Origin of the sequence: Vibrio sp., assembly GCF_050299255.1 — a bacterium.
Taxonomy (GTDB): domain Bacteria; phylum Pseudomonadota; class Gammaproteobacteria; order Enterobacterales; family Vibrionaceae; genus Vibrio.
In genome coordinates, this window is the sequence record NZ_JBNKVP010000077.1 from 1 (window position 1) to 15792 (window position 15792).

The following is a 15792-nucleotide window of genomic DNA, read 5'->3' on the forward strand; positions in this document are numbered from 1 at the left end:
AACATCAGTCAGACTCTGCTCGACCTGCAATTTAGCCACTCGCAGAAAGAAGGCTACAAGGTTGCCACTAAGATCCTGTCCGAGATGGGTCGAGTTGCTTACCTGCATAAACGCCAGCCAGTGAATGCCAGCCTGGCGGTACTGAAATCACCGGATATCCCGTCGGTATTGGTGGAGACCGGTTTTATCTCCAACCCGAGCGAAGAACGTCTGCTGTTTCAGCGAAGTCACCAGGACAAGCTGGCCCGCGCATTAACCAAAGCGATCGTCCAGTATTTCGAGCAATCGCCGCCGGAAGGGACTTTATTTGCCAATCGAGGTAAAACATTACAGCACGTGGTCAAACGGGGAGAGTCACTGTCGCGTATTGCCAAACAGTACGGCACCACGACCAAAGCCTTAATGCAGGCCAATAAGTTGTCTAAATCCACCCTGGCGATAGGGCAGGTACTGCAGATACCGGGTAAGCAAGGTGCAGTGAAAGTACCGGTGATTGCCAACCCGGTGGAGACCAAGACCTTAAATCATGTGGTTAAACGCGGTGAGTTTCTAGGAAAAATAGCTGAGCACTATAAGGTGAGTGTCAGCGCGATCAAACGGGAAAACCAGCTGCGCTCCGATACGCTGAGAGTGGGGCAGAAGCTGAAAATTACCGTCAATATGAAAGATCAACTACTGCGCAAGCACCAGGTGCAACGAGGGGAGTTTTTGGGCAAGATCGCGACGCGCTATGGCGTCACCATCGACAGCATTCGCCAGGCCAACCAACTTCGCTCTGATACGCTGGCCGTTGGCCAGACACTGATCATTCCGAATAACTAGGCTGACTATGTCGATCAAAATTTTACCCGCCAGACTCGCCAACCAGATTGCCGCCGGAGAGGTGGTAGAACGACCCGCTTCGGTGGTCAAAGAGCTGGTGGAAAACAGTCTTGACGCAGGTGCGACCCGAATTGACGTTGAGATAGAGAAAGGCGGCGCAAAACTGATCCGGATCCGCGATAACGGCAGTGGTATTGATCAAGAGGAACTCGGCCTGGCACTCAGTCGCCATGCGACCTCAAAAATTCATAACCTGGACGATTTGGAAGCCATTGTTAGCCTGGGATTTCGTGGTGAGGCGCTGGCCAGTATCAGTTCCGTATCCCGACTAACCCTGACCTCGCGGACTGCGACTCAGGAGCAGGCCTGGGCCGCCTATGCCGAGGGCCGAGACATGCAGGTTCAGCTCTCTCCTGCCGCGCATCCGGTCGGCACATCGGTTGAAGTATTGGATCTGTTTTTTAATACCCCGGCCAGACGCAAATTTCTCCGCACCGAAAAGACCGAATTCAGCCACATTGATGAACTGTTGAAGCGAATGGCCCTTAGCCGGTTTGATGTCACCATTCAGTTAAAGCACAACGGCAAGCTGGTCAGGCAATATCGCGCCGCCAACAACGAAGCCCAGCGTGAAAAGCGCATTGCGGCGGTGTGTGGCGCGGCGTTTGTCCGACATATGCTGAAGATAGAGCTGGAGCATCAGGGCCTTAAACTGCATGGCTGGATTACTACCCCCGATGGCGCCCGCCAGCAAAGCGACCTGCAGTACTGTTATGTCAATGGCCGGATGATGCGCGACAAGCTGATCAATCATGCCATTCGGCAGAGTTACGAAACCAGTCTGAGTCCGGAGCAGTTCGCCAGTTATATCCTGTTTATAGAGCTGGACCCGCACCAGGTCGACGTCAACGTCCATCCGGCCAAACACGAAGTGCGTTTCCATCAGGCGCGGCTGGTGCATGATTTCATTTATCAGGCGCTGGCGGATGCCTTATCGCAGACCGATGCGGTGGATCGGGCTGAGCTCAAACAGTCGGCGTTTTCTGAACCCAGTACCCCGTCCAGTCAGGATGACGCGCAACCGTCAAATCAATTTAACTCTCCGGCCAAGCAAGTGCCACCGCGCGGCGCCTCAGCGGTGGATAACGCGTTACAGGCCATCGCAGCAGCGCCGGCTTACCCGCGTAAACAGGACAGTGCAGCGAATTCTGATCGGTCGGAAGCGCAAGTTCGAGACAGCGCTGCCGAGTGGCAACCTCGCCCCTCAGCGGGTAGTGGCGGCGGCAGAACAACTGGTAAAGGGAGCCTGCCCAGCCAGCAACAGGTTAAAGCCTATTCGCAATTGTTGAAAACCGTAGATACCAGCGTTGAACGCGCTAGCGAAACACCCGCAGAGGGTGTCACAGTAGTCGCTGAGCCGAATGAAAACGCACAACAGCGGCCAACAGAGCTGGGTAAGGCGGTACAGGTGGTCGAGCAACGCTATCTGCTGATGGCGGGTAAATCCAGTTGCCAGTTGGTTTCGCTGGCCCGGGCTGAGTGGTGGCGAACCCGCGGCAGGCTCAATGGTGATCAGGCCGGCCTGACACCTCAGCCGCTGTTGGTGCCGTTAGCGGTGAAGCTTTCCGCCGATGCGATTAACCAGGTTGAGCAGTACCAGTCTCTCTGGCAGCAGCTGGGGCTGGAATTTAAGCTGCGTCACGGCCACAGCCTGATGATCATGGCGGTGCCACAACCGTTGCGACAGCAAAATTTGCAGCACTTGATCCCGGCAATGATCGAGCTGACGTTGAGTTGGCAGGATGGGCAGGATGTGGCCGCGCGAGTTGCCGTAGTCTGTGACTGGCTGACCAGTCAAATTACTAGGGTCAGTGAACAATATAGCCTGTCGGAAGCGATTCAACTGGTTGCGGAACTCGAACAAGTATGGCAGGGTCAGCTACCCTTAAATGACCTAGGCTTCGTTCAACCCGTGGATTTTACTGCCAGCTTGGCGGCATTCCCTGCAGAGTAATAGCAACCCATGACTCAACAACTACCTCTGGCCCTGTTTTTAATGGGACCAACCGCTTCAGGAAAAACCGAACTCGCCATTAGACTGCGGCAACGTTTCCCGGTGGAAATTATTTCTGTCGATTCGGCATTGATCTACAAAGGAATGGATATCGGCACCGCCAAACCAGATGCGGACGAACTGGCCTTGGCACCACACCGGCTGATCGATATTTTGGATCCCAGCCAATCGTATTCCGCTGCCGACTTTCGCCGTGATGCTCTCGAGGCGATGGAAGAGATAGTCGCACAGGGTAAAATCCCCCTGTTGGTGGGTGGAACTATGTTATATTTCAAAGCACTACTGGAAGGTTTGTCACCTCTTCCGGCTGCAAATCCTGAAATACGCCGCCAAATTGAACAACAGGCATTGACGGATGGTTGGCAGGTACTGCACGATCAACTGCGCGAGGTTGATCCGGTTTCTGCCGCAAGAATTCATCCCAATGATCCACAAAGATTATCTCGGGCATTGGAAGTTTATCGGATTTCAGGTAAAACTCTAACTGAACTGACTGAAACGAAAGGTGAAAGTCTGCCTTATCGGGTCAAACAGTTTGCAATAGCTCCCAAGGAAAGGGCTGAGCTCCATCGCCGTATTGAACTCAGGTTTGAAAAAATGGTGGCGGCTGGATTTGAAGATGAAGTGCGCGCACTGCATGCTCGCCAGGATCTTCATCCAGATCTACCATCGATTCGCTGTGTTGGTTATCGGCAGATGTGGGACTATTTGGACGGGGAATGCAGTTTGGAGGATGCGATTTATCGCGGAATCTGTGCGACTCGTCAATTGGCCAAGCGACAAATTACCTGGTTACGCAGCTGGGATAATTTAACTTGGTTGGATAGCGAAAACATAGAGCAGTCGTTAGAAACTCTTACAATTGCATTGGCACCTGAATGAGTATGCTGTGTATAATGTGATCGCTTTTGCGTGAAATTGCCCTGTCACGGATCCGTTACTTGAATTTTGGCGATATAGCCATCATAAAGTAATAGCAGGGTGTTTTTTTATTCGTTTAGCTCAGATGCAAAAGCCGCACTCAGGTTGCAGCGCACAATTAGCTAAATAATTACAACAATATTTTAAAAAGGAAAATAAAATGGCTAAGGGGCAATCTCTACAAGACCCATTCTTAAATGCACTACGTCGCGAACGTATTCCCGTTTCAATTTATCTGGTTAATGGTATTAAACTGCAAGGTCAGATCGAGTCATTCGATCAATTCGTGATCCTACTAAAAAATACCGTTAATCAAATGGTTTACAAACACGCGATCTCTACTGTTGTGCCAGCACGTGCTGTTAGCCATCACAGTGGTGAGCGCAACCAGTCTGATCGTCAACAAGAGAAATCTGACGATTAATCGACTAAACCCAATTATTAGTATTACAGATAGGAGTTGATTGCTTGTTTGACCGTTATGAAGCCGGTGAGCGAGCCGTACTTGTTCATATCAACTTCACGCAAGAGGGTGAGTGGGAAGACCTCAACGAGTTTCAGATGTTGGCGTCTTCCGCTGGTGTAGCGACACTGCAAGTCATAACTGGCAGCCGCCAGTCGCCTCACCCTAAATATTATGTCGGAGAGGGCAAAGCCCAGGAGATCGCTCAGGCGGTTCAGCTGAATGGTGCTGATATCGTGATCTTTAATCACGCCCTCTCTCCTGCCCAAGAACGTAACCTGGAAAAATTGTGTCAATGCCGAGTATTGGACCGGACCGGTCTGATTCTGGATATTTTTGCTCAGCGTGCCCGTACCCATGAAGGTAAACTGCAGGTCGAGCTGGCGCAACTTCGCCATATTTCAACCCGACTCATTCGTGGATGGACTCACCTTGAGAGACAAAAAGGGGGTATAGGTTTACGTGGGCCTGGGGAAACCCAGTTGGAAACGGACCGACGGCTATTGCGTGATCGGATAAAAGCTATCCTGCGCCGTTTGGAACGAGTAGCCAAACAACGTGAACAAGGCCGCAGAGCCCGACGTCGAGCCGAAATTCCTACCCTGTCCTTAGTTGGTTATACCAACGCAGGAAAATCGACCTTGTTTAACCGGATTACCGAAGCCGGCGTATACGCAGCGGATCAGCTGTTTGCTACTTTGGACCCAACTTTACGTAAAATTGAATTAGCGGATGTTGGTCCGGCGATTCTGGCCGACACCGTAGGTTTTATTCGTCATCTGCCCCATGATCTGGTGGCGGCATTTAAAGCGACGTTACAAGAAACGCAAGAAGCTGACATTTTGTTACATGTTGTTGATGCTAGTGATGAGCGTTTTCGTGAGAACATTCAGGCAGTAGACGAAGTACTGGCGGAAATTGACGCCGCTGAAGTACCGGCTCTGCTGGTGATGAATAAAATAGACAATCTGGAACAGCAGCAACCTCGTATTGAACGCGACGACGAGGGCGTGCCGAGAGTCGTTTGGTTATCGGCCATGCAAGGGCTGGGAATCGAGCTGTTGTTTGAAGCGCTGACCGAGCGCCTGTCCAGTCAGATGGTGCAGTTGCGGTTAAAAATACCGCCTGAGCACCAGGGGCGGATGCGCAGTACTTTTTTTCAGATGAAATGTATTCAACAAGAAGAGTATGATCAAGATGGTAACTTGTTGATTGATATTCGAATGCAGCAAGCGGATTGGTCTAGACTAGAAAAAAGAGAAGGGGCAGTTTTGTCTGACTTTATCGTCGGTGACAGGACTGCTACAGTATAACGTCATATCAAATGATGGAGCTTTCTAATGGCGTGGAATGAGCCTGGGAATAATAACGGTAACAACGGTGGCCGCGATAATGACCCTTGGGGGAACAATAATCGCGGAAACAAAGGTGGCCGTGATCAAGGACCGCCAGACTTGGACGAAGTCTTCAGTAAACTGAGTCAAAAGCTGGGTGGAAAATTTGGTAAAGGCGGTAAAGGCCCGTCGCTAGGTGGCGGTGGCGCAATTGGCTTTGGTGTCATTGCGATTATTGCCGTCGCGATCTGGTTTTTTGCCGGTTTCTATACCATAGGCGAAGCCGAGCGTGGCGTGGTGCTGCGTTTAGGTAAATACGATCGCATTGTTGATCCTGGCCTGAACTGGCGTCCGCAGTTTGTCGACGAAGTGACTCCGGTTAACGTCCAGGCGATCCGCTCACTGCGCGCCTCCGGCCTGATGCTGACCAAAGACGAAAACGTCGTTACGGTAGGCATGGATGTCCAGTACCGCGTAGCGGACCCGTATAAATATCTGTTCCGGGTTACCAATGCCGATGACAGCTTGCGTCAGGCAACCGACTCAGCGCTGCGCGCGGTAATCGGTGACTCGCTGATGGACAGCATTCTGACCAGTGGCCGTCAACAGATTCGTCAGAGTACTCAGGAAACGCTAAACCAAATCATTGATGGCTACGATATGGGCCTGATGATCGTCGACGTTAACTTCCAGTCAGCTCGCCCACCAGAGCAGGTGAAAGATGCATTCGATGATGCTATCGCCGCGCGAGAGGATGAAGAGCGTTTCATTCGAGAAGCGGAAGCGTACAAAAACGAGATTTTGCCTAAAGCGACCGGTCGCGCAGAGCGTCTGAAAAAAGAAGCTCAGGGTTATACCGAACGGACCGTCAATGAGGCTCTGGGTCAGGTTGCTCAGTTTGAGAAACTGTTGCCGGAATATCTGGCGGCACCTGAAGTGACCCGGAATCGTCTCTACCTGGATACCATGGAAGAAGTCTACAGCAGCACCTCGAAAGTGCTGATCGACTCAGAATCCAGCGGTAATCTGCTCTACCTGCCAATTGACAAACTGTCTGGGCAGGATGGTGAGACACAAACCAAACGCAAAACTAAATCGTCATCGAGCTATGATCAAATCGAGCTGGAATCTCAACGTAGCGACTCACAGAACAGTAGTGACACTCGCTCCACTGGAACACGTCAAGGGAGATACTAAGAATGCGTAAGTTAATGATCCCTGTAATTGTCGTGGCCCTGGCCCTGATGCTGATGTCGTTGTTTATTATTCAGGAAGGCGAACGCGGGATCGTGATCCGTTTTGGCCGGGTATTGAAAGACAACAATGATATTTCTCGTATCTACGAACCGGGCCTGCATTTTAAGATGCCGTTGTTTGACCGGGTCAAAACGTTGGATGCCCGTATCCAGACGATGGATGGCCGTGCAGACCGTTTTGTAACGTCAGAGAAAAAAGACGTTATCATCGATTCATACGTGAAATGGCGAATCGAAGACTTTGGTCAGTACTACCTGGCGACGGGTGGCGGCAACGCCCTGACCGCTGAGGCTCTGCTGGAACGAAAAGTCACCGACGTGCTGCGTTCTGAAATCGGTGCGCGTGAAATCAAACAGATCGTATCTGGCCCACGTAATACCGATGTATTACCGGAGAGCATCAATAGTGATGAAGTCACGACAGAAGCAGCGAAAGAAGCCCTGGAAATTGATGGTGAACGCGACAAGATCATGGAAGAAGTGTTAACCGACACCCGTAAGAGTGCCATGAAAGACTTGGGCGTACGCGTGGTTGATTTCCGGATGAAGAAAATCAATCTGCCGGATGAAATCAGTGAATCCATTTACCGCCGTATGCGGGCGGAACGGGAATCTGTAGCGCGGAAACACCGCTCTCAGGGCCGTGAAAAAGCCGAAATTATCCGAGCTCAGGCTGAGCTGGAAGTTGCCACCATCCTGGCGGAAGCGGATAAAACGGCTCGGGTAACCCGAGGTGACGCGGACGCTGAAGCAGCTAAGATTTACTCCAACGCTTACAACAAAGAACCGGAATTCTATGGCTTCCTGCGTTCGCTGAAAGCGTATGAGAAATCGTTCAGCAGCAAGAGTGACATCATGGTGCTGGATCCTAAGAGTGATTTCTTCCAGTACATGAAAGAAACCAACGCTCCAGCGAACAAATAACCGTTTTGGTTAACAGTAAAGGCTCCGATTCGGAGCCTTTATTTTTTCTGCCGCGGATTTTGTCGTCTGGTTAGCGAACATGATATCCAGTTTGGGGTATGGTGGCCGTTAGCGAATAAACCTGAGAGGATATTATGAGCACATCACAATCGATCTGGCTGGCGATCGGTCTATTATTGGTCGCTGAAGGTGTCGGCCCGCTTATCGCGCCAAGTGGATGGCGGGCGATGATCAGCCAGATGAGCCAACAGCCAGACAGCCAACTGCGTCGCATCGGCGGCTGTCTGGTGGTGGCAGGAGCGGTGATCGCCTATTGTGTGATTGGCTGAACAGCGGTCTTCACCCTAGCGTTCAGCGAGAAGCGGACCACGGCAAAAGGATATCCGCTGTGATTTAGTAGTGCGGCGGTGGGGTTTCTTCTGATGGGTCAGCCAGGTTTGAACCGTCGATATTTTTAACTTTTCCTACCACGTATTTCATTTGATCCTGCATTTTGCTGATCAGCAGTTGTTGCTGACTCAATGCCTGATTGAGCTCTTCGATTGTCTGATCCTGAAACGCGAGTTGGCACTCTAAGTCGTTAACCCGCTGCTCCAGTTGTTGCACTGTCTGGTCTTTCATCGTTAATTGTCTAATTGCCATGCCTGCGCAATACCTGCCGAGGTGCCGGAGATGATACGCTGCTGATCACTAAAAGCCGCATCATACACTACTGCGCGGGGAGGGCGAGCATCTTTAAGCGGTTCTGCCTCAAACCAGTCTATCTGGCTGCCGTCCTGGGTATCCCAGACCATCACCCGACTGGACGGGGTTCCGGTAACCAGCATACCGCCATCATCGGAAAAACGTGCGGTGGAAAAGATCAGCTGGCGGGCAAAGCTTTTCAGCTGGCTCTGCGGCTCACCGGTGGTCAAATCCCACACGATAGCCTGGTTGCCGCCGTCCGACGTAAACGCCAGCTTGCCATCCCTTTGCAGCGCGACCCGGTTGACCCTTTGCTGATGCTCAAACATTTTCAGGATTTGGCCACTTTGGGTGTCCCAAAGGTAAGCTTTGTAGTCGTTGCCTCCGGTCAGCGCGTAACGGCCATTGGGTGAAATCGCCACGGAATTCACTTTTTCTTGGTGGGCAAGGAACTCTAACCGCCTGCCAGTGACTAAGTTGACGTAGATGGCTTTTCCGTTCGACAGGCCAAGCAGTACCTGCTCACCGTTATTGGCGATATCAACATCGCGGATCAGACCGTCGGAGATCGACCACAGTCCGGCCGCCTGAGTCCAGGCCAGGTCCCAGACGGCAAAGTTGATTTGACTGGCAGTTACGGCAAAGCGGCCATTGTCGGCGATGCGAATGCGCGAAACGGTGTTTGCCTGGGGGTCTTGTTCACCCAGCTCGGCCAACAACTTATTGGCTTGCAGATCCCACAGCATCAGCTGGTGGTCCAGAGAGTAGATAAGGGCAAAACGGCCGTCGCGACTGAGAGCGAAACTGGTTGAACCTTCCGGTTCCAGTTCCCACTTTTGCACCGCCGAGTCGGAAAAGAAACAGCCATTTAACCCGCTGGTGACAACAACCAGCAACAGAATATGAAAAATATTTCGCATCAAGTCTAAATATCCACTTGGTCTAAAGGCATTGCGTACACATATTAGCTATATTGGTACAACATCCCTTTGCAAACCAGTCTTTTACTGAGTTTTATTTGCAAAGAGGAATAACAGCCCATAATTTGGAGATCTTAATGAAATCAATGTTTAAAGTGTCGCTGCTTGCGGCAACCGTGTTGTTAGCCGTCGGCTGTCAGAAAGAAGAAGAGCCTAAAGCAGAGGCTGCAGAGCAGGTACAGGCAGAAACACAAGCAGTTAACTTTAACTCGGAAGATGATAAAGCCGCTTACGCAATTGGGGTTTCCTTCGCCAACTATTTAACCACCAGTATCGAGAAGCCAAGTGAATTTGGTATCAACCTGACTAAAGAGATGGTACTGAAAGGCATCTCTGACTCATTTGCCGGCACTCCGGCTCTGGATGAAGAGCAAACCCGAGTTGCGCTGGAAGATCTGGACAAGCGCGTAGCGGAAACCATGCAGAAGCAAGCTGCTGAGAAAGCTGCTGCTGCTAAGAAAACCGGTGACGATTTCCGCGCTGAATTTGAAAAGCAGGAAGGCGTGAAGAAGACAGAATCCGGTCTGCTGTATCAGGTGATGACACCGGCTGAAGGCGAAATGCCAAAAGCAACCGACACCGTTCAGGTGCACTACAAAGGCACCCTGGTTGATGGCACGCAGTTTGACAGCTCATACGATCGCGGCGAACCGGCAACCTTCCCGCTGGATCGCGTGATCCCAGGTTGGACAGAAGGCGTTCAGTTAATGCCGGTAGGCTCCAAGTTCAAGTTCGTGATTCCACCTGAGTTGGCATACGGCGAGCAAGACACGCCGACTATCCCGGCTAATTCAACCTTAGTGTTTGAAGTGGAACTGCTGAAAATCGAATCTTCTGCAGACGCCGAGTAAAAATTCAGCGCTCATTTTTGCAAAAAAGGTCCGAACTATCGGGCCTTTTTTTTGTTCTAAATCACTAGATGTCAAGTTTGTTAGGTGTGTAATTCAAATTTTCTGATAAACTTACGGCCATTTGTTGATTTTTCGCACAAAGGCCAGACGAAAGTGACCACTACCGAAACTGTAAATTCAGACATGTTACTCGAAATGGAATCCGTTAACGTGACGCCATTCAGTGAGCACGACAAGATCATTTTGAAATCATATGAAGCGGTCGTCGACGGCATCGCCAGCCTGATTGGACCCTTTTGTGAAATCGTGCTTCACTCGCTGGAAGACCTCAATACCTCAGCGATCAAAATTGCCAACGGTGAAAACACCGGTCGTCAGGTGGGCTCGCCCATCACCGACCTGGCACTGAAGATGCTGAAAGATATCGAAGGCTCCGAGCGTAACTTCTCGCGCTCTTACTTTACCCGCGCTAAGGGCGGGGTGCTGATGAAGTCGATCACCGTGGCGATCCGCAATGGCGACAACCGGGTGATCGGTCTGTTGTGTATCAACGTCAATCTGGATGCGCCATTTTCTCAGGTGCTGCAATCTTTCATGCCGACCGAAGAAGCCAAGCAAGCGGCGTCATCGGTGAACTTTGCCAGCGACGTGGAAGAGCTGGTGGATCAGACCGTAGAGCGGACCATCGAAGAGATCAACGCCGATAAGTCTGTGTCGAACAACACCAAAAATCGCCAGATCGTGATGGAGCTGTACGATAAAGGTATCTTTGATATCAAAGACGCCATCAATCGCGTCGCCGATCGGCTCAACATTTCCAAACATACCGTCTACCTTTATATACGTCAGCGTAAAACTGAGGATGACGATAAGTGAGTTCCCTGAGCTACACTCTGGTGGTAAACGGTCCGGCCTACGGCAGCCAGTCGGCTCGTTCGGCCTACCAGTTTGCCTGCGCCTTAATTGACCAAGGCCATCAGCTTGTCAGCGTTTTCTTTTATCAAGACGGCGTCAGCAACGGCAGCGATCTGACCGTACCGGCGAATGATGAATTTGACTTGGTCAAAGCGTGGCAGCAACTGGCCCAGCAGCATCAGGTGCGGCTGGAAACCTGTGTCGCGGCGGCGCTGCGCCGGGGTATAGTGAGTGAAAGTGAAGCCAGTCAGCACGGTTTGTCCCAGAACAACCTGGCCGCTGGATTTCATCAGTCTGGTTTAGGCAGCCTGGCCGAGGCGCTGTTAAGTCAGGACAGGGTGGTGCAGTTTTGAGTCACATCAGTTTTGTTTTTCGTCGCGCCCCTCACGGCAGTAGCGCTGGCCGCGAAGGCGTCGATGCGCTGTTAGCCGCATCCGCCTACTGCGATCAGATCGATGTGCTGTTTATTGGCGATGGGGTACTACAGTTACTGGCGGGACAACAACCGGCAGCCATTCTGAGCAAGGACTATGCGCCAATGCTGAAGCTGTTCGACCTGTACGATATCGACCAGGTGTTTGTCTGTAAGTCATCACTGGCCGAGCGCGGATTGGCCCAGGCTGATCTGGTGATCGATGCCGAACTGCTCGAACCCGCGCAGATTTCGGCGAGGCTGGAACAAGCCGCCAAACTGCTGACATTTTGAGGTTCCCATGCTGCATATAGTAAAATCCGTCTCAGCCCTGTCTGATTTGCATCCCTATCTGGCCGAGCAGGATCTGGTCCTGCTGGTGGAAGATGCCGTTTATGCCGCCAACCCCCAGCATAAGGCCCACGGTCTGCTAAACTTGCCTTTGACCTACGTACTGAATGCCGATGCCGATGCCCGCGCCATCACTAACCGGATTGGTCCGGCGCTGAAGCGGGTCGATTACGCCGGTTTTGTCGAACTGACTGAGCTGGAACTGCAGTCACTGACCTGGGACTGAAATCGCAGCTAATGCCCCGGGCGCCACTAACTGCTTGTTGTTGTCCGGGATAGTGTAAACAGATGTACTATTTCGGCAGCGATTGCTCAGTCGTTAGGCAAAAAAGATCTGTATATTTCTTGACACACCTCTCACCGCTGCATAGAATTTTGCGTCCCTAATTGCCATTGGCATTTAGGGATATAGATTTTTCACAAAGCTTACTTTAAGTAAATCAGGAGCTAGTTAATGGCAACTATTAACCAGTTGGTACGCAAACCACGCGTTAAGCAAGTTGATAAAAGCAACGTGCCAGCGCTAGAAGCGTGCCCACAAAAACGCGGTGTATGTACTCGTGTTTACACTACTACACCTAAAAAACCTAACTCAGCACTTCGTAAAGTTTGTCGTGTCCGTCTGACTAACGGCTTCGAAGTAACGTCGTACATCGGCGGTGAAGGTCACAACCTACAAGAGCACTCAGTGGTACTAATCCGCGGTGGTCGTGTTAAAGACCTTCCAGGTGTTCGCTACCACACTGTTCGTGGTGCACTTGACTGTGCAGGCGTTAACGACCGTAAACAAGGTCGTTCTAAGTACGGTGTGAAGCGTCCTAAGTCTTAATGGATTTCCGTTAAGTAAGGCCAAACACTAAATTATTTTTTAATTTTTGAAGAAACTGAAAAGTTTTGGATAACCTGAAGAAGACAACGGAGAATATCCATGCCACGTCGTCGCGTTATTGGTCAGCGTAAGATCCTTCCAGATCCAAAGTTCAAATCTGAACTGCTGGCAAAATTCGTCAACATCCTAATGGTTGACGGTAAGAAATCTACTGCAGAGAAAATCGTTTACACTGCACTAGACACTATGGCTGAGAAATCTGGTAAAGATCACTTGGCTGTATTTGAAGAAGCTCTTGAAAATGTTCGCCCAGCGGTAGAGGTAAAATCTCGCCGTGTAGGTGGTTCAACTTACCAAGTACCAGTAGAAGTTCGTCCGGTTCGCCGTAACGCACTGGCTATGCGTTGGTTGGTTGAAGCTGCGCGTAAGCGTGGTGAAAAATCTATGGCTGCTCGCCTGGCTGCAGAAATGCTAGACGCAGCTGACAACAAAGGTACTGCTGTTAAGAAACGTGAAGACGTTCACCGTATGGCAGAAGCGAACAAAGCGTTTGCTCATTACCGCTGGTAATACCTTTTTGTGCTGCGAGGTCCTCTCGCAGCACATTCTTTACTCTAAGGAAACCCTTAGTAAGAGGATACAATCGTGGCTCGTAAAACTCCTATTGAGCGCTACCGTAATATCGGTATCTGTGCTCACGTAGATGCAGGTAAGACAACCACAACCGAGCGTATTCTGTTCTACACTGGCCTCTCTCACAAAATCGGCGAAGTTCACGATGGTGCAGCTACCATGGACTGGATGGAGCAGGAACAAGAGCGTGGTATCACCATCACCTCTGCTGCTACCACTACTTTCTGGCGTGGTATGGAAGCACAATTCCAAGATCATCGCATCAACATCATTGATACCCCGGGACACGTTGACTTTACTATCGAAGTAGAGCGCTCTTTGCGTGTACTTGACGGTGCTGTGGTGGTGTTCTGTGGCTCATCTGGTGTTGAACCGCAGTCTGAAACTGTATGGCGTCAAGCAGACAAATACCACGTTCCACGTATGGTATTCGTCAACAAGATGGACCGTGCCGGCGCAGACTTCCTACGCGTTGTGAACCAAATTAAACATCGTCTTGGTGCGAACCCTGTGCCAATCCAATTAAACATTGGTGCGGAAGAAGAGTTCAAAGGTGTCATCGACCTTATCAAGATGAAAGCGATCAACTGGAATGAAGCCGATCAAGGCATGACCTTCACGCACGAAGAGATTCCGGCTGATATGCAAGAACTGGCCGAAGAGTGGCGCAACAACATGGTTGAAGCTGCTGCAGAAGCAAGTGAAGAGCTGATGGAGAAATACCTTGAGGAAGGCGAACTAACGGAAGCCGAAATCAAGCAAGGTCTGCGTACCCGTACCCTGAACAATGAAATCGTGCTGGCTACCTGTGGCAGTGCGTTTAAAAACAAAGGTGTTCAGGCGGTACTGGATGCAGTCGTTGAATATTTGCCATCGCCGATCGATGTCCCTTCAATCAAGGGTATTGATGAAAACGAGAACGAAGTTGAGCGTCACGCTGATGACAGCGAACCGTTCTCCGCATTGGCGTTTAAGATTGCCACTGACCCGTTTGTCGGTACTCTGACCTTCATGCGCGTTTACTCTGGCGTCGTGAACTCCGGTGATGCAGTTTACAACTCGGTCAAGCAGAAGAAAGAGCGTTTCGGTCGTATCGTACAGATGCACTCGAATAAGCGCGAAGAAGTGAAAGAAGTTCGTGCCGGTGATATTGCTGCGGCGATTGGTCTGAAGGATGTCACTACCGGTGATACTCTGTGTGACCAAAACCACAAAGTAATCCTGGAACGGATGGAATTCCCTGAGCCCGTTATTCAGATCGCGGTTGAACCTCGTTCTAAGGCAGACCAGGAGAAGATGGGTATTGCGCTGGGTAAACTGGCAGCAGAAGACCCGTCGTTCCGCGTCGAAACCGACGATGAAACCGGCCAGACTTTGATTTCTGGTATGGGTGAGCTTCACCTGGACATCATCGTCGATCGCATGAAGCGCGAATTCAGTGTCGATTGCAACGTGGGTAAACCTCAGGTGGCGTATCGCGAAACCATTCGTGGTACCACTGAAGTGGAAGGCAAGTTTGTTCGTCAGTCTGGTGGTCGTGGTCAATACGGTCACGTTTGGCTGAAACTCGAACCGGCAGAACAAGGCGAAGGCTTTGTGTTTGTCGACCAGATCGTTGGCGGCGCAATTCCGAAGGAATTCATTGGCCCGGTGGCGAAAGGTATCGAAGAACAGATGAATAGCGGTGTGTTGGCGGGTTATCCGGTACTGGATATCAAAGCCACCCTGTTTGACGGCTCGTTCCACGATGTCGACTCAAGCGAGATGGCGTTTAAGATCGCCGGCTCGATGGCGTTTAAGAAAGGTGCACTTGAAGCGCAACCTGTCTTACTCGAACCAATGATGAAAGTAGAAGTAACCACTCCGGAAGACTGGATGGGTGATGTAGTGGGTGACCTGAACCGTCGCCGCGGCATCATTGAAGGTATGGATGAAGGCCCGGCGGGTCTGAAGATCATTCGTGCCCAGGTTCCGCTGTCGGAAATGTTTGGCTACGCTACCGATCTTCGTTCTGCAACTCAGGGCCGCGCATCCTACTCCATGGAGTTCCATGAATACGCGGAAGTACCTAAGAACTTTGCAGAAGCAATTATTGCAGAGCGCGGATACTAAATTATTGGCTGATTTGGCGCTTGTTTCAGACAAATTCGCCGATCATTACGCCCAAATATTGCGCTGACCGAGGTTGGCGCATAAAATAGCAAATTCTGGCGCGTCGGGATCAATAAAGATCTCGACGAATCATAACTAGGAAGGAACACGATCGTGTCTAAAGAAAAATTTGAACGTACGAAACCGCACGTAAACGTTGGTACTATCGGCCACGTTGACCACGGTAAAACA

Annotated in this window: 18 protein-coding genes; 16 read left to right on the forward strand and 2 right to left on the reverse strand. The window is 50.9% G+C overall.

The genetic code is table 11. From position 1 onward, the window contains the following. The 8 genes from ACQY6F_RS15680 to ACQY6F_RS15715 form a co-directional block, all read left to right on the forward strand. On the forward strand, window positions 1–822 hold an 822-nt coding region (locus tag ACQY6F_RS15680; RefSeq protein WP_428775717.1), incomplete at its 5' end, for a LysM peptidoglycan-binding domain-containing protein. 7 nt (window positions 823–829) lie between these two features. Beyond that, on the forward strand, window positions 830–2836 hold the full coding sequence (gene mutL / locus ACQY6F_RS15685) for a DNA mismatch repair endonuclease MutL (RefSeq protein WP_428775718.1): 2007 nt from the start codon (window positions 830–832) through the stop codon (window positions 2834–2836). A gap of 9 nt (window positions 2837–2845) precedes the next feature. Beyond that, complete coding sequence (miaA, locus tag ACQY6F_RS15690; protein ID WP_428775719.1) at window positions 2846–3778, forward strand: tRNA (adenosine(37)-N6)-dimethylallyltransferase MiaA; 933 nt, start codon at window positions 2846–2848, stop codon at window positions 3776–3778. Between the two features lie 199 nt (window positions 3779–3977). Then, window positions 3978–4241: an RNA chaperone Hfq gene (gene hfq / locus ACQY6F_RS15695; protein ID WP_428775721.1), complete on the forward strand. Its 264-nt coding sequence runs from the start codon at window positions 3978–3980 to the stop codon at window positions 4239–4241. A gap of 44 nt (window positions 4242–4285) precedes the next feature. Continuing rightward, window positions 4286–5593: a ribosome rescue GTPase HflX gene (gene hflX / locus ACQY6F_RS15700; RefSeq protein ID WP_428775723.1), complete on the forward strand. Its 1308-nt coding sequence runs from the start codon at window positions 4286–4288 to the stop codon at window positions 5591–5593. A 27-nt stretch (window positions 5594–5620) separates the two neighbouring features. After that, entirely contained in the window at window positions 5621–6811 is a 1191-nt protein-coding gene (gene hflK, locus ACQY6F_RS15705; protein ID WP_428775725.1) for an FtsH protease activity modulator HflK, read from the forward strand. A 2-nt stretch (window positions 6812–6813) separates the two neighbouring features. Beyond that, a complete protein-coding gene (hflC, locus tag ACQY6F_RS15710) occupies window positions 6814–7794 on the forward strand; it encodes a protease modulator HflC (RefSeq protein WP_428775727.1) in 981 nt (326 codons plus the stop codon). 134 nt (window positions 7795–7928) lie between these two features. After that, a complete protein-coding gene (locus tag ACQY6F_RS15715) occupies window positions 7929–8123 on the forward strand; it encodes a DUF2065 domain-containing protein (protein ID WP_428775729.1) in 195 nt (64 codons plus the stop codon). 64 nt (window positions 8124–8187) lie between these two features. Here the strand turns inward: ACQY6F_RS15715 and ACQY6F_RS15720 are convergent, their stop codons facing one another. Next, on the reverse strand, window positions 8188–8415 hold the full coding sequence (locus ACQY6F_RS15720) for a SlyX family protein (RefSeq protein WP_428775749.1): 228 nt from the start codon (window positions 8413–8415) through the stop codon (window positions 8188–8190). Window positions 8416–8417: 2 nt separating this feature from the next. Continuing rightward, window positions 8418–9398 carry a WD40 repeat domain-containing protein gene (locus ACQY6F_RS15725; RefSeq protein ID WP_428775731.1) on the reverse strand — a complete coding sequence of 327 codons (981 nt, stop codon included), beginning with the start codon at window positions 9396–9398 and terminating at the stop codon, window positions 8418–8420. A 137-nt stretch (window positions 9399–9535) separates the two neighbouring features. Between ACQY6F_RS15725 and fkpA the strand changes: the two genes are divergently transcribed. The 8 genes from fkpA (at window position 9536) to fusA (ending at window position 15561) form a co-directional block, all read left to right on the forward strand. Further along, on the forward strand, window positions 9536–10309 hold the full coding sequence (fkpA, locus tag ACQY6F_RS15730; protein ID WP_428775733.1) for an FKBP-type peptidyl-prolyl cis-trans isomerase: 774 nt from the start codon (window positions 9536–9538) through the stop codon (window positions 10307–10309). Between the two features lie 153 nt (window positions 10310–10462). Further along, window positions 10463–11185 carry a helix-turn-helix transcriptional regulator gene (locus tag ACQY6F_RS15735; RefSeq protein WP_428775735.1) on the forward strand — a complete coding sequence of 241 codons (723 nt, stop codon included), beginning with the start codon at window positions 10463–10465 and terminating at the stop codon, window positions 11183–11185. Further along, window positions 11182–11577: a sulfurtransferase complex subunit TusD gene (tusD, locus tag ACQY6F_RS15740; protein ID WP_428775737.1), complete on the forward strand. Its 396-nt coding sequence runs from the start codon at window positions 11182–11184 to the stop codon at window positions 11575–11577. The genes ACQY6F_RS15735 and tusD overlap by 4 nt, the downstream gene beginning before the upstream one ends. After that, window positions 11574–11930 carry a sulfurtransferase complex subunit TusC gene (gene tusC / locus ACQY6F_RS15745; protein WP_428775739.1) on the forward strand — a complete coding sequence of 119 codons (357 nt, stop codon included), beginning with the start codon at window positions 11574–11576 and terminating at the stop codon, window positions 11928–11930. Before tusD ends, tusC begins: the two co-directional genes overlap by 4 nt. A gap of 7 nt (window positions 11931–11937) precedes the next feature. Then, window positions 11938–12213, forward strand: coding sequence for a sulfurtransferase complex subunit TusB (gene tusB / locus ACQY6F_RS15750; protein ID WP_428775741.1), 276 nt, complete (start codon window positions 11938–11940; stop codon window positions 12211–12213). Window positions 12214–12441: 228 nt separating this feature from the next. Beyond that, window positions 12442–12816 carry a 30S ribosomal protein S12 gene (gene rpsL / locus ACQY6F_RS15755; protein ID WP_428775743.1) on the forward strand — a complete coding sequence of 125 codons (375 nt, stop codon included), beginning with the start codon at window positions 12442–12444 and terminating at the stop codon, window positions 12814–12816. 99 nt (window positions 12817–12915) lie between these two features. After that, a complete protein-coding gene (rpsG, locus tag ACQY6F_RS15760; RefSeq protein ID WP_428775745.1) occupies window positions 12916–13386 on the forward strand; it encodes a 30S ribosomal protein S7 in 471 nt (156 codons plus the stop codon). Window positions 13387–13461: 75 nt separating this feature from the next. Further along, a complete protein-coding gene (gene fusA / locus ACQY6F_RS15765; RefSeq protein ID WP_428775747.1) occupies window positions 13462–15561 on the forward strand; it encodes an elongation factor G in 2100 nt (699 codons plus the stop codon). The last annotated feature ends 231 nt before the right edge of the window (window positions 15562–15792 follow it).